This is a genomic window from Martinezella sp. CNPSo 3959 (assembly GCF_057784355.1).
In genome coordinates this window covers 1,583,714-1,599,389 of record NZ_JBXSOV010000001.1, presented here as the reverse complement: position 1 = coordinate 1,599,389, position 15,676 = coordinate 1,583,714, and the positions used below count along the sequence as shown (strand labels likewise).

At 59.6% G+C, this 15,676-nt stretch carries 17 protein-coding genes; 7 read left to right on the top strand and 10 right to left on the bottom strand.

The genetic code is table 11. From position 1 onward, the window contains the following. The first annotated feature begins 22 nt into the window (after positions 1–22). A complete protein-coding gene (locus tag AC13RE_RS07915) occupies positions 23–739 on the top strand; it encodes a sulfate transporter family protein (protein ID WP_132717620.1) in 717 nt (238 codons plus the stop codon). Between the two features lie 2 nt (positions 740–741). On the opposite strand, the gene nth is transcribed toward AC13RE_RS07915, so the two are convergent. Continuing rightward, entirely contained in the window at positions 742–1,521 is a 780-nt protein-coding gene (nth, locus tag AC13RE_RS07910) for an endonuclease III (protein WP_488562514.1), read from the bottom strand. 22 nt (positions 1,522–1,543) lie between these two features. Between nth and AC13RE_RS07905 the strand changes: the two genes are divergently transcribed. Both AC13RE_RS07905 and AC13RE_RS07900 read left to right on the top strand, forming a co-directional pair. After that, the gene (locus tag AC13RE_RS07905) at positions 1,544–2,047 is read left to right on the top strand and encodes a DUF2244 domain-containing protein (RefSeq protein ID WP_132717619.1); all 504 of its coding nucleotides are present in this window, start codon (positions 1,544–1,546) and stop codon (positions 2,045–2,047) included. A gap of 111 nt (positions 2,048–2,158) precedes the next feature. Then, entirely contained in the window at positions 2,159–3,031 is an 873-nt protein-coding gene (locus AC13RE_RS07900; RefSeq protein ID WP_488562513.1) for a methylated-DNA--[protein]-cysteine S-methyltransferase, read from the top strand. A 117-nt stretch (positions 3,032–3,148) separates the two neighbouring features. Here the strand turns inward: AC13RE_RS07900 and AC13RE_RS07895 are convergent, their stop codons facing one another. Beyond that, positions 3,149–4,138 carry a sugar-binding transcriptional regulator gene (locus AC13RE_RS07895; protein WP_015341197.1) on the bottom strand — a complete coding sequence of 330 codons (990 nt, stop codon included), beginning with the start codon at positions 4,136–4,138 and terminating at the stop codon, positions 3,149–3,151. Between the two features lie 498 nt (positions 4,139–4,636). Here AC13RE_RS07895 and tal point away from each other — a divergent pair, with 498 nt between their 5' ends. Then, positions 4,637–5,602 carry a transaldolase gene (tal, locus tag AC13RE_RS07890; protein WP_488562512.1) on the top strand — a complete coding sequence of 322 codons (966 nt, stop codon included), beginning with the start codon at positions 4,637–4,639 and terminating at the stop codon, positions 5,600–5,602. A 123-nt stretch (positions 5,603–5,725) separates the two neighbouring features. Here tal and AC13RE_RS07885 read toward each other — a convergent pair whose 3' ends face one another. Both AC13RE_RS07885 and AC13RE_RS07880 read right to left on the bottom strand, forming a co-directional pair. Beyond that, positions 5,726–6,562, bottom strand: coding sequence for an amidohydrolase family protein (locus AC13RE_RS07885; protein WP_488562511.1), 837 nt, complete (start codon positions 6,560–6,562; stop codon positions 5,726–5,728). A 65-nt stretch (positions 6,563–6,627) separates the two neighbouring features. Continuing rightward, positions 6,628–7,419, bottom strand: a complete 792-nt coding sequence (locus AC13RE_RS07880) for an IclR family transcriptional regulator (RefSeq protein WP_132717617.1) — start codon at positions 7,417–7,419, stop codon at positions 6,628–6,630. A gap of 367 nt (positions 7,420–7,786) precedes the next feature. Here AC13RE_RS07880 and AC13RE_RS07875 point away from each other — a divergent pair, with 367 nt between their 5' ends. Both AC13RE_RS07875 and AC13RE_RS07870 read left to right on the top strand, forming a co-directional pair. Next, positions 7,787–8,518, top strand: a complete 732-nt coding sequence (locus AC13RE_RS07875) for an SDR family oxidoreductase (protein WP_488562510.1) — start codon at positions 7,787–7,789, stop codon at positions 8,516–8,518. Positions 8,519–8,623: 105 nt separating this feature from the next. After that, entirely contained in the window at positions 8,624–9,298 is a 675-nt protein-coding gene (locus AC13RE_RS07870) for a DUF1345 domain-containing protein (protein ID WP_488562509.1), read from the top strand. Between the two features lie 32 nt (positions 9,299–9,330). Here AC13RE_RS07870 and AC13RE_RS07865 read toward each other — a convergent pair whose 3' ends face one another. From AC13RE_RS07865 to AC13RE_RS07840, 6 genes are all read right to left on the bottom strand, one after another. Next, positions 9,331–9,504, bottom strand: a complete 174-nt coding sequence (locus AC13RE_RS07865) for a DUF1328 domain-containing protein (protein WP_037196276.1) — start codon at positions 9,502–9,504, stop codon at positions 9,331–9,333. Between the two features lie 358 nt (positions 9,505–9,862). After that, positions 9,863–11,290 carry a gamma-aminobutyraldehyde dehydrogenase gene (locus AC13RE_RS07860; RefSeq protein ID WP_488562508.1) on the bottom strand — a complete coding sequence of 476 codons (1,428 nt, stop codon included), beginning with the start codon at positions 11,288–11,290 and terminating at the stop codon, positions 9,863–9,865. Between the two features lie 13 nt (positions 11,291–11,303). Then, positions 11,304–12,119 (bottom strand): ABC transporter permease, encoded by an 816-nt coding sequence (locus AC13RE_RS07855; protein WP_488562507.1) that lies wholly within the window; start codon positions 12,117–12,119, stop codon positions 11,304–11,306. Further along, positions 12,109–13,083 (bottom strand): ABC transporter permease, encoded by a 975-nt coding sequence (locus tag AC13RE_RS07850; RefSeq protein WP_488562506.1) that lies wholly within the window; start codon positions 13,081–13,083, stop codon positions 12,109–12,111. Before AC13RE_RS07850 ends, AC13RE_RS07855 begins: the two co-directional genes overlap by 11 nt. Further along, a complete protein-coding gene (locus tag AC13RE_RS07845) occupies positions 13,080–14,066 on the bottom strand; it encodes an ABC transporter ATP-binding protein (protein ID WP_488562505.1) in 987 nt (328 codons plus the stop codon). Before AC13RE_RS07845 ends, AC13RE_RS07850 begins: the two co-directional genes overlap by 4 nt. Positions 14,067–14,206: 140 nt before the next feature. Beyond that, positions 14,207–15,367, bottom strand: a complete 1,161-nt coding sequence (locus AC13RE_RS07840) for an ABC transporter substrate-binding protein (protein WP_488562504.1) — start codon at positions 15,365–15,367, stop codon at positions 14,207–14,209. On the opposite strand from AC13RE_RS07840, the gene AC13RE_RS07835 reads away from it, so the two are divergent. After that, positions 15,342–15,617: a hypothetical protein gene (locus AC13RE_RS07835; RefSeq protein WP_488562503.1), complete on the top strand. Its 276-nt coding sequence runs from the start codon at positions 15,342–15,344 to the stop codon at positions 15,615–15,617. The genes AC13RE_RS07840 and AC13RE_RS07835 overlap by 26 nt on opposite strands. Positions 15,618–15,676: the final 59 nt, after the last annotated feature.

Here is a 15,676-nt window from a genome sequence, read left to right as displayed (position 1 = left end):
GCCACTGAGAGAGGTAGTACGAATGATTGGCCTTGCCGCCCGCCGCTCCTTCGAGAATCTTTTTGCGCCTGAAACGCGCAAAGTTTTCTGGAAGGTACTCGGCCTTACATTGCTGGCGCTCCTCGTGCTGTGGTTCGTGCTGCGGGGCGTCTTTAATTTCCTCGTATTGCCTTGGCTGCAGGGCTTCATGCCATCCACCTCGGATTGGACGGGTTGGCTCACATTCCTTCTTGCCATCTTCGCCGGGATTGCATTGGCATTGGCGATGGCGTTGCTGATTTCACCGGTCACGGCGCTGATTGCCGGCCTATTTCTCGACGATGTCGCCGAAGTGGTGGAAAAGCGCGACTATCCGGGTGATGCGCCGGGAACGGCAATGCCAATCGTCGCGGCGATGAAGAGTTCCCTACGCTTTCTCGGCGTCGTCATCGTCGGCAACATCGTGGCGCTGTTCCTGCTATTCATTCCGGGCGTCAATCTCGTCGCCTTCTTTCTGGTGAACGGCTATCTGCTGGGGCGGGAATTCTTCGAATTTGCCGCCATGCGTTTCCGCTCGCCGGACGAGGCGCGGGAATTCCGCGTCAAGCACGCCCTCACGGTCTTCCTGGCTGGCCTGGTGATCGCGGCGTTTCTGGCGATCCCGCTGCTCAATCTGCTGACGCCGCTCTTTGCTGCCGGCATGATGGTACATCTGCACAAGCTGATCTCGCACAGGGAGGCGAAGCTGCGGTCAAGATAGGCTTAGCTCGCCGCTTCGGCTCCGATGATCTGAGGCGGAAGTTCGACCAGAGGAGCGGGTATGTCCCAGGTCTTTTCCGGCGAGCGACAGAGGTCTGCGATTACGCAGCGTTCGCATTCGGGCTTGCGCGCCTTGCAGACATAGCGGCCATGCAGGATCAGCCAATGGTGCGCGTGGTAGAGATACTGGTCGGGAATGATCTTCATCAACCGCTGCTCGACTTCGTCGGGCGTCTTGCCTGGAGCCAATAGCAGCCGGTTGGCGATGCGGAAAATATGCGTATCGACGGCCATCGTCGCCTGGCCGAAGGCCATGGAAAGCACGACGTTCGCGGTCTTGCGGCCGACGCCGGGCAGGGTGATCAATTCTTCACGAGTGCGCGGCACCTCGCCGCCGAAATCCGTGATCAGCTTTTCCGACAGAGCCACGACGTTTTTCGCCTTGTTTCGGTAAAGGCCGATCGTCTTGATATATTCGCGGATGCGCTCCTCGCCGAGATCGAGCATCTTCTGCGGTGTATCGGCAACGGCAAAGAGGGCGCGCGTCGCCTTGTTGACGCCGGCGTCGGTCGCCTGCGCTGAAAGCGCCACGGCAACGACCAACGTGAAAGGGTTGACGTGCTCCAGCTCGCCCTTGGGTTCCGGCCGCTGGATGGAGAAGCGCCGGAAGACCTCTTCCAGGTCCGCTTTGGAATAAAGGCTCTTTCCCGCCGGCTTGCGGCCTGCGGTCGCATTTGACTTTTTCGCGGTTTGGGCGCTGGATTTGATCTTTGGATTTGCCATAAGCGACCTATACTCAAGTCCTATGACGAAACGCAACGCCGATACGGCTGGAGACGGCAACAGGCCGGTTTTCGCTGCCGAATTGTTTCCCCATCGCTCGCTGTCGCGAAAGGGGTTCAGGGTTATGCTGGCCTTGGCGGGCATCTTCTGTCTCTTCTACAGCATTCTCTTCGTCACGCGCGGCGCCTGGCCGATCGGCATTTTCTTCGGCGCCGATTTCTTCCTGCTCTATGGCGCCTTCTGGCTGAACTACCGCTCGGGCCGTGTGCGCGAAGAGGTGACGGTATCGCGCACCAACGTTTCCATCCGCAAATTCTCGCCGACGGGCCGCATGGTGGAGCATGATTTCAATCCGTTCTGGACGCGGTTCCTGGTTCGCCGTCACAGCGAGATCGGCGTTGTTTCCATGCATGTCCGCGACAGAAACCATGACACCGATGTCGGCTCCTTCCTCAATCCGGAAGATCGTGAGAGCTTTGCCAAGGCCTTCAAACGTGCCTTGGCGACCGTAACACAGCGGATATGAGCGGCTTGCCCAAATCGGCGACGTCACATTTTCGCAGAGAGACCACTGGCGCAAGAAACGGGTGGTTTTAGCCGTCTTGCCGTGGTTTTCTCCTTTTCAAGGAGAAAGATCATGAATGCGATTGCACAGCTGAAGAAAGACATCACCCCGGAAGGTCAGGATTACGACACCGTGCGGGAGGTCATCGAGCTCATCACTGAGGAATATCGCGACCAGCCGTCACTGGAGATGCTGGCCGAAAGGCTCGGGCAGTCGCCGACCCAGCTGCAGAAGACGTTTACACGCTGGGCCGGGCTATCACCCAAGGCCTTCCTTCAGGCCGTCACGCTCGACCATGCCAAGCGGCTCCTGCGCAAGGAGGACCTGCCGCTGCTGGAGACCTCTTTCGAGGTTGGCCTTTCCGGGCCAAGCCGGCTGCACGATCTTTTCGTGACACATGAGGCGATGTCTCCGGGCGAATGGAAGGCGAGGGGCAGCGGTCTGGTGATGCGCTACGCGTTTCACATCTCGCCCTTTGGTCTTGCCTTGATCATGGTCACCGATCGCGGCCTTGCCGGCCTCGCCTTCAGCGATCCCGGCAATGAGAAGGCATGTCTCGCGGATATGACCTGCCGCTGGCCCAATGCCGAGTTCATCGAAGATCCGCATGCGACTGCACCTTACGCGGCCCGCATCTTCGAGCGGGGGAACTGGTCGAGTGATCAGCCGCTACGGGTCGTGCTGATCGGTTCGGATTTCCAACTCCGCGTCTGGGAGAGCCTTTTGAAGATCCCGATGGGCCGCGCGGTGACCTATTCCGATATCGCAAGGGATATCGGCCAGCCGACGGCGATGCGGGCCGTGGGTGCGGCTGTCGGCCGCAACCCGATCTCTTTTGTCGTGCCCTGCCATCGTGCGCTCGGGAAGAACGGACAGCTCACGGGGTATCACTGGGGGCTGACGCGCAAGCGGGCGATGCTTGGATGGGAAGCGGGGGATGCTTGAGGGCATACCTTAGGAAGCTCCCGAGTTTGCCGTGCCTGCGATACCCCCTCTGTCACGACAGTGACAGAGGGGGTATCGCACTTTCGACGCGCTCGGAACTGACGGTCGAAGGGCCCCTCAAGCCGCCTTCGCCATAGCCATCTGCAGCAGCGCCTTCGCAGCACTTTCATCCGTGATCAAAGTATTACAGCCGATGCGCTTGATGGTGGCGCTGATCGCCCGGGCGCGGTGGGCGCCCCCGGAGGAGATCACGATGTGCTTGGCCTTTTTCAGCGTATCGAGATCGACGGACATGACGCGCTTGTTGATCGGGTGATCGACTGAATTGCCGTCGGCATCGAGGAAGTTGAACATAGTGTCGCAGACGCAGCCCATTTCGATCAGTTCTTCCAGCTCGCGTTTCGAAATGAAACCTTCCGACAGCGATGTCGAGTGCGGTCCGATGTCGCCGCAGCTGACGATGGCGAGATCGAGGTTTTCCGCCAGCCGGTAGATCGCCTCCAGCCCACATTTCTCGATGAGATTGCGCTTGGTCTCGACGGAGTCGACGAGAAGCGGCGCCAGGAACATGTAGCATTCCGCGCCGAGCTGGCTCGCCAGGCGCCAAGTGTAATCGATCGGATTGGTCTGATGGACGGCGACGATGCCGCCGAGCAGGGAAACCACTTTGCAATTGTCACGGCGGGTCGGGCGGAAGCTTGCAAGCGACGCGGTCATCGTCCGGCCCCAGCCGACGCCGATCGTATAGTTGTCGGGGATGGCTTCGGTCAGGAACTGGCCGAGCGCCAGGCCGACGCTCTTTGCCTGTGCGTTCACATCTCCATTGGCCGGCTCGGGAACGACGATCGCTTCATCGAGGCCAAAGGTGCGCTCGAGCTTGATCGCCAGTTCAACGCAGTCATCGATGCCTTCAGTGATCCAGATCTGCACCTCGGCGCGGCGCATGGCCTCATCCAGCAGGCGGATGACGGTGGTGCGGCTAATGCCGAGCTGTTCGGCGACATCTTTTTGCGTCAGGCCCTGGTTGTAATAAAGCCAGGCGGCGCGAAGCCTCAGGGAGGAGGTCTCCGAATAGGCGGTGTGGGTTCCGCGTCTCAGTTTGGCCACAGGTCCTCCGGCGAGATTGTCGCATGCGCCGTTTAACGTCATGATCCGCCTGAGATGCGAAAAGGAATGATGGCGGATGACAGGAGCAGGCGAGATCGGCTCTTCTGCTGCCGATATTCTATGACATGAAACTTATGTCAATCGAATTGCACAAATGTCCTTGACTTTTCGATGCGAGATTGCTGATAGTCGGTGATGAGGAATTCGGTCTTGTCCAACCGAGGAGGACAATGTGCAAGTGCTGCTGCAAGCAAGTGCCAGACCGGACAGGGAGCCATATAGGGCGCCCGGTGCCGGTGAAAAGCCTGCTTTCGGAAGGTTGTTTCTTCACCGCTCGGCCGTTCACCGGAAATGGAACTCCAGCGCGTTTTATCCCGTTACCGACACATAGGGGAAGGAAGGCTACATCCTGACGCCTTCGGTCCCGTCCGGCGAAAAGACCGGATCTGCTGCCAACATCTCCCATACAATGGGCTTCATTCAACAAGGATACCTGCTATGACTTCCAAGCTTGATCAACTCCGCGCCATGACCACGGTCGTGGCCGACACCGGCGATATCGAGGCAGTCGCCCGCCTGAAGCCGGTGGATTGCACCACCAATCCGACGATCGTGTTGAAGGCGCTCGGCACGCCGATGTTCGCCGATGCGATCAAGGAAGCCGTTGCCTGGGGCAAGAAGCAGGGCGGCGCCTCTGAAGCCGTGGTTGCCGCGGTTGCCGACCGTTTGGCAATCTCCGTTGGCGCAGCGCTCTCCGGCCTCGTTCCGGGTCGTGTCTCGACCGAAGTCGATGCCGATCTCTCCTTCAACACGGAAGCTTCGCTTGCCAAGGCCCGCGCCATCATCGCCGCCTACAAGGAGCGCGGCATCGAGCGTGACCGTATCCTGATCAAGCTCGCCTCCACCTGGGAAGGCATCCGCGCCGCCGAAGTGCTGCAAAAGGAAGGCATCGACTGCAATCTGACGCTGCTCTTCAGCAAGGCGCAGGCGATCGCCTGTGCCGACGCCAAGGCATTCCTCATTTCGCCCTTCGTCGGCCGCATCCTCGACTGGTACAAGAAGTCGACCGGCAAGGACTACACGGCTGAGGAAGATCCGGGCGTCGTCTCGGTGCGCGAGATCTATCACTACTACAAGGCCAACGACATCAAGACGATCGTCATGGGCGCCTCCTTCCGCAACACCGGCGAAATCGAAGCGCTGGCCGGCTGCGATCGCCTGACGATCAGCCCGAACCTGCTGGACGAGCTTTCCAAGGATGAAGGCAAGCTGGAGCGCAAGCTCTCGCCGGAGCCCAAGGGCTCGGTCGAGAAGATCGCGGTCGACGAAAAGACCTTCCGCTGGATGATGAACGAAGACGCAATGGCTACCGAGAAGCTCTCCGAAGGCATTCGCGCTTTCGCGAAGGACCTCGGCACGCTGCGCGCCATGGTCAGCAAGGAACTGCAGCTCGCTGCTGCCTGAAGGTGACCGGGCTTCCCTCCATCGAGGGAGCTATATTCGAGAGGGTGTCGCAGGGATGCGGCGCCCTTTCTATTTGGAGGTAAGGGCGTCGAGTTCGCCGCCGTTAGACGGCAGCGCGCAGCCTTAGAGAGACCAGAGGCGCTTGGCATTGAGATGATAGAGCCGATCGCGTTCGTCGGCACTGACACCGTGCATTAGGGCATGAGTTGCGGCGACCCAGGCGGAGAGATTGCCGCCAAGCGTGCAGACGGGCCAATCGCTGCCCCAGATGACGCGATCCCAGCCGAAGCTTGCGATGCAATGTTCGACGAATGGGCGCAACGTTTCCGGCGACCAGTTGTCCGGATCGGCATAGGCAACGACGCCGGAAATCTTCACCACAACATTCGGCCGTTTCGCTACCTCACCGACGCCCAGCGACCAGCTTTCGCTCAGCCCATCCTTCACGGCCGGCACGCCACAATGGTCGAGGATGAAGCGAACATTGGGATTGAGGTCGATGAGTGCGATCGCCTTGGATATCTGATGCGGCAGGACGCAGAGATCGAAGGTAAGGCGGGTATTGCTGAGCCGCTTCAGGTTTTCGCGGAAGAGAACACCCTCTGAGACATCATCCGGCACGACATGCAGCACGCGGCGGAAGCCTTTGACGAAGGGGTCGGCGAGCGCGCGCTCGAGATATGCGGGAAAGTTGGGGCTTTCGGGACGGCAGGCGGCGATAGCGCCGCGTAGCAGGCTGCCGGGCTCGCGGCTCAGGCCTTTGACATATTCCGTTTCGCGCTCGATATCCTCTTCGGTAACATCGACTTCCATGTGCAACGTGTCGGTGATCCCAAGACGTTTGGCCTCTCGCGCATAATCTTCATAAAGGCTGTCACGATTGAGTGCGCCGGCATCTGCCAGCCAAGGATAGCCTAGCCGTTTGCGGTCGACGATGTGAAGATGGCTGTCGAAAAGCATGGCGTTCCTCCCAAAACTGCTGACCTGCTACATACTCACAGAAAAATTATTCATTCAAATAAAAATTATAGCTCGGCCTGGTCCACAGTTCCCGCGACGATTTCAGAGATCGCCTTGGCTGTTTGCCGCACATATTCGACTACTTGCTGACGCGTGGGCGCCTTCGGGTTCACGGCTTCGATATAGGGGCAGGTCAACGCGGCCAGCGCATTGCCGTCCATCGCCAGGACGGGGGCGGAAATATTGTGAACGCCGCTTGTCTGCAGGCTATCCATGGTTTCAAAGCCGTTTTCGCGGATTGCCGAGAGCTTCTCTTCGAGATCGGCAGGCGGCTCCTCAGGATCCGGTTCCTGGCGCCTTTGCTCGTTGATCATCATCTGGCGCTGCTTTTCATCCTTGAATGCCAGGAGAATATGGCCCGAGCCGGTGTTGTAGAGATTGAGCTGGGCACCGACACGGATCGAGATGCCCCAATAGGTCGGCGAATCCTGCTGGGCGATGACGACCACGGAGCCGCGATCGTATATCGCCAGATGACAGGCCTGCTCGGCTCGGTTGGAGAATTCGCGCATCAGGGGCGTGGCGAAGGAGACGAGGCGGCGCACCGGCGCATGGTAATGCGCCAGGCCGAAAAGCTTCAGGGTGAGATAGAAGCGATCGCCGTCTTGCCGCTGCACATAGCCGCGCCGCACGAGACGATCGAGCATGCGATAGAATTCGTTGGGACTCTTGTTGAGCGCCTTGGCGATTTCCGCCTGCGTCAGCCCGCCATCGATCCTCGCCAGCAATTCGAGAATATCGAGCCCCTTGTCCAAGGCCGGTGCGCGATAACGATCACTGTCGTCTTCTATGCTCATGAACAAGCTCTCATGCAACAAAATATATCAATCATTCATATATGAATGGTGGAATTTTACAAGTGAGTGAACGCGGCTTGACGATCAGTGAATAAGATGTTTGCTTATAAATTATTGGTCTGTAAAGGGTTCAGAGGGCAATCGGACGATTGGTCCCAGCCCGGAGGGGAGTGATTAGCGATGGACTGCCAAGTGGCGAACAACATACAGTCTTCGTTGACAAGCTGAGCGGCCGCTTTGTGCGGTCCTCAGAAGGTAGCGCAAGGCTACGCCAACTGATTGTTATTGCATGATCTTATCCCTGGTGCCGGCGATGCAGCTGGCGGAACTGGATAGGATCGTGGTCCCGGAGGAAAGGATCAGGATTATGGGTCACGGGTTGGAAGGCAAGAAGGTCGTCATCACGGCGGCGGGACAGGGCATCGGCCGGGCGTCGGCGGAGCGCTTCATCTCGCTTGGTGCGCATGTCTACGCCACCGATATCAACGAGCAGACACTTTCGACGCTCGACGGTGCGACCAAGCATGTGTTGAACGTGCTCGACAGTGCCGCCGTCAGGGCCTACGCGGAAGAACTTGGCCCGATCGATGTGCTCTTCAACTGCGCCGGTTTCGTGCATGCCGGCACGATCCTCGACTGCGAGGAAAAGGATTGGGATTTCTCCTTCAACCTCAATGCCAAGGCGATGTATACGACCTGCCGCGCCTTCCTGCCGGGCATGTTGGAAAAGGGCAAGGGTTCGATCGTCAACATGTCCTCCGTTGCTTCCAGCGTGAAGGGCGTGCCCAACCGTTTCGCCTATTGCGCTTCGAAGGCTGCCGTCATCGGGCTCACTAAATCGATTGCCGCTGATTTCGTTGCCAAGGGTATTCGCGCCAATGCGATTTGCCCGGGCACTGTCGATAGCCCCTCGCTGCATGAGCGGCTGAAGGCAACCGGTGACTATGACAAGGCGCTGAAGGATTTCATCGCCCGCCAGCCGATGGGCCGCATTGCGACCGCCGAGGAGATCGCTGCGCTGGTGACTTACCTTGCCGGCGACGAGGCAGGTTTCACCACAGGCCAGATCCACGTCATCGACGGCGGCTGGACGGGCTGAAGCCGTTTTCGCTATCGGAGGCTTCGTGTTGCGGGGCCTCCTTTTATTTGTCACTCTCGTTTGCGAATCGGTTTGCGACGGGCGTTTTGCGATCGGGAGAGCGGCATGGATGCGAACGGATTGTTGCATCGTTCAAGAGGCCTCGTGCTGTGGCGCAAGCACCATGTGATCGTGATCTCGGTGCTTGCTGGTCTAGCCGTTTTCCTGCTCCTGACCTCCAGAGACTTCAATGCCAGCAATCTGCTGATCGCCTGGGATACGACCGCCGTCGTCTTCATCGTCTATAGCCTTTATCGCATGCTGACGGCCGACCCCCAGCGCATCCGCAAGCGCTCCGCCGATCTCGATTTCTCGGATGGTTTCCTGTTGTTCCTGTCGATTGCTGCCGCTCTTGCCAGCATCGGCGGCATTGTGCTGGATTTGCTTGGTGTCAAGGATGCCCCGCCCGAAGTCGCCTTCTACCGCGTGATGATGGCGATCGTGACGATCCTGATATCTTGGACTTTCCTGCACACGCTGTTCACCATCCACTATGCGCACCGGTTTTACAGCATTCCGGGCAAGGGGCAGGGGCTGAAATTCGCCGAGCCGGTGGAGGAGCCGATCTATTGGGATTTCCTCTACTTCTCTTTCACTATCGGCGTTGCCGCGCAGACTGCCGATATCGGTATTTCCACCGTCTCGATGCGTAAGCTGGCGCTTCTGCATGCGATCCTGTCATTCCTGTTCAATACCACGATCCTGGCGCTCGCCATAAACGTTGGGGCGAGCCTGATCTAGGCCCGCCCCTTCGATAGTCGCGGCTTATATTGCTAGACGACCGCATTGCCGGCCATGACGGCGAGAACCAGGAACACCAGGAAGATGATCAGGAAGATGGCGAAGAGAACGCGCGCGATGGTTGCGGTTGCGGCGGACACGCCGGAAAAGCCGAAAAAGCCGCTGATCAGCGAAATCACAAAGAAAATGAGAGCCCATTTCAGCATTTAGCAATCTCCTCTGCGTTGTACTTCTTAAAGACGCGGGAGAAGGGTGATTTGTTCCGAGGGCGGTTTGGTTTGTGGAATTTGGGTTTGGTCGGTTTCGAGGGTTCGTGGAGAGTACGGCACCCCCCTCTGTCACTTCGTGACATCTCCCCCACAAGGGGGGAGATCGTTGGGAGTTTGCCGCATATTCTGCGAAGACCATAAGCTTTAGCTACAGCAGATACGGTGCTAGTTTGAATGCAAAAGGCTACTGTAAGTTACCAATCTCCCCCCTTGTGGGGGAGATGTCCCGAAAGGGACAGAGGGGGGTACAGCGGTGCCCCAAAATCAGGAACGCTGGTTTACGCCTAACCCCACATCACCCGTGATTGATCATCACATGCCGGACGGCCGTATAGTCTTCGATCGCATAGACCGACATATCCTTGCCGTAGCCGGATTGCTTGAGGCCGCCGTGGGGCATTTCGTTGACCAGCATGAAGTGGGTGTTGATCCAGGTGCAGCCATACTGCAACCGCGCGGCCGTCTGCATGCCGCGGCTGATGTCCTTGGTCCAGACTGAGGAGGCCAGGCCGTAGTCGCTGTCATTGGCCCAGGCGACGGCATCGTCGGGATTGGTGAAGCGGGTGACGGAGACGACAGGACCGAAAACTTCGCGCCGGACGATCTCGTCATCCTGTGTCGCGCCGGCAACGACCGTCGGCGCATAGAAGAAGCCGCGTTCGCCGGAAATCTTGCCGCCGGTGGTGACTTCCATGTGCTTGTGTTCGGCGGCGCGGGTGACGAAGCTTTCGACGCGGTCGCGCTGGCGCTTTGAGATCAGCGGGCCGATTTCGTTCTCGGTATCGTCGGCGAGGTTGAACTTGATGCTGGAGACGGCAGACGTCAGGTCGGCGACGAAATTGTCGTAGACCTTGGCGTCGGCATAGATGCGGCAGGCGGCGGTGCAGTCCTGGCCGGCATTGTAGTAGCCGAAGGTGCGGATGCCTGACACGACGGCGTCGATATCGGCATCGTCGAAGATGATGACGGGGGCCTTGCCGCCGAGTTCGAGATGCGTGCGCTTGACCGTCTTGGCCGCGGCCTGCAAGACTTTCTTGCCGGTTGCGACATCGCCGGTGATGGAAACCATGCTGATCTTCGGATGGTTGATCAGCGCATTGCCGACGCTCTCGCCGCGGCCGAGGATGACGTTGACGACGCCTTCCGGCAGCACATCAGCCAAAAGCTTCGCCATCTTCAGCGCCGTCAGCGGCGTCTGTTCCGAGGGTTTGAAGACGACGGTATTGCCGCCGGCAATGGCCGGCGCCAGCTTCCAGGCCATCATCATCAGCGGATAGTTCCAGGGCGCAATCGACCCGACGATGCCGATGGGATCACGGCGGATCATCGAGGTGTGGCCGGGCAGATATTCGCCGGCGACCGGGCCGTGCAGGTTGCGAACCGCGCCGGCAAAGAAACGGTAGCAGTCGACAATCGCCGGAATTTCATCATTGAGCACGGCGTTGATAGGCTTGCCGCAGTTCAGTGCTTCCAGCGTTGCGAAACCTTCGGCGTCCTTCTCGATGGCGTCGGCGATCTTGAGGAGATAGGCCGAACGCTGGCTCGGCGTCGTCTGCGACCAGCTCGAGAAGGCTTTTTCGGCAGCGTCGACGGCGGCATCGATCTGGCCGAGTGACGCCTCGGGCAAGTTGAGAACGGTCTCGCCCGTCTTCGGGTTGAGAACGCGTTCTTCCGTTTCCGTACCGGCTTCGAAGCGGGAGCCGATCAGCATTTGGGTATCCATTATTCTCTCCCTTTCATTTGCCGCCGCCGGCGATCTGATCGCCGTCGCGGGTAAGATAGTAGGCTGCCAGGATCGGCAGGAAGGTGACAAGCACGACGACCATGGCGACGACGTTGGTCACGGGTCGCTGGCGCGGGCGGATGAGTTCCTCCAGCATCCAGATCGGCAGGGTCATCTGCTGGCCGCCGGTGAAGGTGGTGACGATGACTTCATCGAAGGACAGCGCGAAGGCAAGCATGCCGCCGGCAAGCAGTGCCGTGCCGATATTCGGCAGGACGACATGGCGGAAGGTCTGGAAGCCATCGGCGCCAAGATCCATCGACGCCTCGATCAGCGAGCCGGAGGTGCGACGAAAGCGGGCGACGACGTTGTTATAAACAACGACGACGCAGAAGGTGGCATGACCGAGAACGATCGTCCAGACCGAGAAGGGGATATCGAACAGGCTGAAGGCGGAGCGCAGCGCAATGCCGGTAATGATGCCGGGCAGCGCGATCGGCAGGATGACCAGCAGCGAGATCGCCTCGCGGCCGAAAAACTTCGTCTGGCTGACTGCGGCGGCGCAGAGCGTGCCGAGGATCAATGCGATGATGGTGGCGACGGTCGCGACCTGAACCGACAGCGCCAGTGCCGACCAGACATCCGGCCTGTTCCAGGCGATGCCGAACCATTGCAAGGTGAGCCCCGGCGGCGGCCACTGGTAGCTCTTTTCCTCCGTCGTGAAGGCGTAGACGAAGATCAAGAGGATCGGCAGATGCAGGAAGAGCAGGCCGCCGGCGGCTGCGATCTTCAGGGGGAATGAGGCGCGTTGGCCACGATCAGAGCGCATCGAAAGCTCCCTGCTTTTTGGCGACCCAGAGATAGGTGGCCATGATGACGATTGGCACGACCGAGAAGGCGGCGGCCAGCGGCACGTTGCCGGCGGTTCCCTGCTGTGTATAGACGGCCTGACCGATGAAGAGGCGCGAGGAGCCGATGATCTGCGGGATGATGTAGTCACCCAGGGTCAGCGAGAAGGTGAAGATGGAGCCGGCGACGACGCCAGGCAAGGCGAGCGGCAGCAGCACCGTGCGGAAGGTCTGCTTCGGCGTTGCGCCGAGATCGGAGGAGGCTTCCAGCAGGTTTGCCGGCACGCGCTCGAGGGCTGCCTGCGTCGGCAGGATCATATAGGGCAGCCAGATATAGACGAAGACAAGGAAGGTGCCGATATAGCTGACCGACAGCGAATTGCCGCCGATGATGGGCAAGGCGAGCACGCCATCGAGCAGCCAGCCGAGATGCAGCTTTGCGAAGATCCAGGTGAGGATGCCTTCCTTGGCGAGGATCAGCTTCCAGGCATAGACCTTGACGAGGTAGCTCGACCAGAGCGGCAGCATGACGCCGAGATAGAAGAGTGCCTTCCATTTGCCCTGCGCATAGCGCGCCGCATAATAGGCGATGGGGAAGGCGACGAAGGCGGAGGCGATGGTGACGAGAGCTGCCATGACCACCGTGCGCACGATGATGTCGAAGTTCGCGCTATTCAACAGCTGCGCATAGGTCGAGAGGGTGAATTCGTAATTCACCATTCCCGAGAAGTCGTCGATCGAGAAGAAGCTCTGCAGCAGCAGCGCAATCAGCGAGCCGATATAGATGATGCCGAGCCAGAGCAGCGGCGGCGTCAGCATCAGGAACAACAGCAGTTTCGGGCGCCGCCAGAAGAGATCGGAGAGGCGGCCGAAGACGCCGCCGCGGCGCGGCAGGATCGAGGCCGATGCTTGACTCGACGAAGCGGGGAAGGCGGCGGCGTTCATGCGGCGTCGTCCATATAATGAATATCGGCAGGCAGCCATGCGAGGCGGACGGACGCACCGGTATCCGGGGCTAGTTGCCCGGCGGGTACCGTCACATGCAGCCGGGTGCCGTTTGCTTCGACGGAGAGGCGGGTAGCGGCACCGAGAAAGCTCGTCGCTTTCACGATCGCCGCCACGCCGCTCTCCTCAGTCAACCGGATGGCTTCGGGGCGCAGGCTCGCCCAACGCCGTTCGCCGCCGAGCGACGACATGGTTTCGGGGGCAATGACATTGGAGGAGCCGACGAAATCGGCAACGAAGCGGGTCTTCGGCCGCTGATAGATATCGTGCGGCGTACCCTGCTGCACGATGCGGCCGTCGTTGAAGACGGCGACGCGGTCGGCCATGGATAGGGCCTCGCCCTGATCGTGAGTGACGAAGACGAAGGTGATGCCGAGCGCTCGCTGCAGGCTCTTCAACTCCTCCTGCATCTGCTCGCGCAGCTTCAGATCGAGCGCACCGAGCGGTTCGTCGAGCAGCAGCACTTTCGGCTTGTTGACCAGAGCGCGGGCGAGCGCCACGCGCTGTCGCTGGCCGCCGGAGAGCTGACCAGGGCGGCGGGCGCCATAGCCCGGTAGTTTGACCAGCTCCAGCGCCTGTTCGGCGGCCTTCAGCCGTTCGGCCTTGCCGACACCCTTGACCATCAACCCGTAGGCGACGTTGTCGAGGATATTGAGATGCGGAAAGAGCGCATAATCCTGGAACACCGTGTTGACGTTGCGCCTATAGGGCGGCACGCCTTCGGCAGTTTCGCCGAAGATCTCGATATGGCCGCCCGTCGGCTGCTCGAAGCCGGCAATCAGCCGAAGGCAGGTGGTCTTGCCGGAACCGGAAGGGCCGAGCATGGCGAAGAATTCGCCGGGCGCGATCTCCAGATCGACGCGGTCCACAGCGCGGACCTGGCCGAAATGGCGCGACACCTGCTGGAAACGAACGGCGTTCATTGATTTCTCCAGGGATATGCAAAGTGTTTGAAACGATGTCTGCCGGACCGGAACGGGATCTGGTCTGGAGCCGGCGCTTCAGAATGCCGGCCGGATCGCCGCTCCAGCTTGCGGAGCGGCGAAAGCCCGATGTCGGCGCGTTATCTGCCGCCGATCACGCCGATATAGTCGGAGACCCAGCGATGATAGGGCACGCATTCGCTCTGTGTCGTGCACTTGGCGACAGGCGTCTTCCAGAACTTGATCTTGTCGAAGTGGTCGTAGCCATTGGTGGCGCAACCGCTGTCGGTCAGGAGCTCATCGCCCTTGCAGGCGGCCGGAACGGAAGGTACGGCGCCGAACCAGGCGGCTGCATCGCCCTGAACCTTGGCCTGGAGTGAGTGCTCCATCCACATATAGGCGCAGTTCGGATGCTCGCTGTCGGCATGCAGCATGGTGGTATCGGCCCAGCCGGTCGTTCCCTCATCCGGGAAGGTGGAGGCGATCTTCTGCTTGTCGGCCTGCAGGAGGTTCACCTGGAACGGCCAGGAGCCGGAGGCAACGACGCCTTCGTTCTTGAAGTCGTCTGTCTGGATCATCGCATCATGCCAATAGCGGCTGACGATCTTGCGCTGACCGCGCAGCAATTCGAGTGCGGCCTTGTACTGATCTTCGTTGAGCTCGTAGGGGTCCTTGATGCCGAGTTCGGGCTTGTGCGCCATGAGGTAAAGGGCGGCATCGGCAATGTAGATCGGGCCATCATAGGCCTGCACGCGACCCTTGTTGGATTTGCCATCGGGTAGCGTCGTCTCTTCGAAGACGACGTTCCAGCTCTTCGGTGCCTGGCCCTTGAAGGCGTCCGTATTATACATCAGCACATTCGGGCCCCAGAGGTAGGGAACGCCGTAGTGAACGCCGTTGACGGTATGCCATGGGGCATTCTTCAGGCGTTCGTCGAGGTTTTTCCAGCTCGGGATCAGATCGGTGTTGATCGGCTGGACGCGCTTGCCGGCAACGAGCCGCAGCGAGGCGTCACCGGATGCGGTCACGAGGTCGAAGCCGCCTTCGTTCATCAGTGCGACCATTTCGTCCGATGTCGCCGCCGTCTTGACGCTGACTTTGCAGCCGGTCTCTTTTTCGAAGCCGGTGACCCAATCGTAATTCTTGTCGCTTTCGCCGCGCTCGATATAGCCGGCCCATGCGACGATGCTGACCGCACCTTCGCCCTTGCCGAGCGTCTTCAATGGCTCTGCGGCAATGACCTGCGTTGCGAAACTTAAGGATGCGAGTACGGCCGTGCATGATTTCAGCAGATGCTTCATCGGACTCTCCCGGTTTTTGAGCCTTGATGGCGTGGAGCCAGTGGCTGGCTTCTTGTTCCCGGAAGAAAAGGTGACGCGATTTTGCCGCATTCGCAAATTCATTTATCAGAAAGTCGATATCGGAAATTCCGATTCCGATATCGCTACAGAGCGGTGGAAAAGACAGGGTGCGGAAATGCTGATCTGGAAGCATGGGCGCATAGGAAACGATAGCGCTTTCCATCCATTCGGCATGATCGGAAAAAGTTGAAATTAGTTGTCGGTTCTCCAGAGTGCCAATCGTCCTACGGCTGGAGTTAACCGCAATGC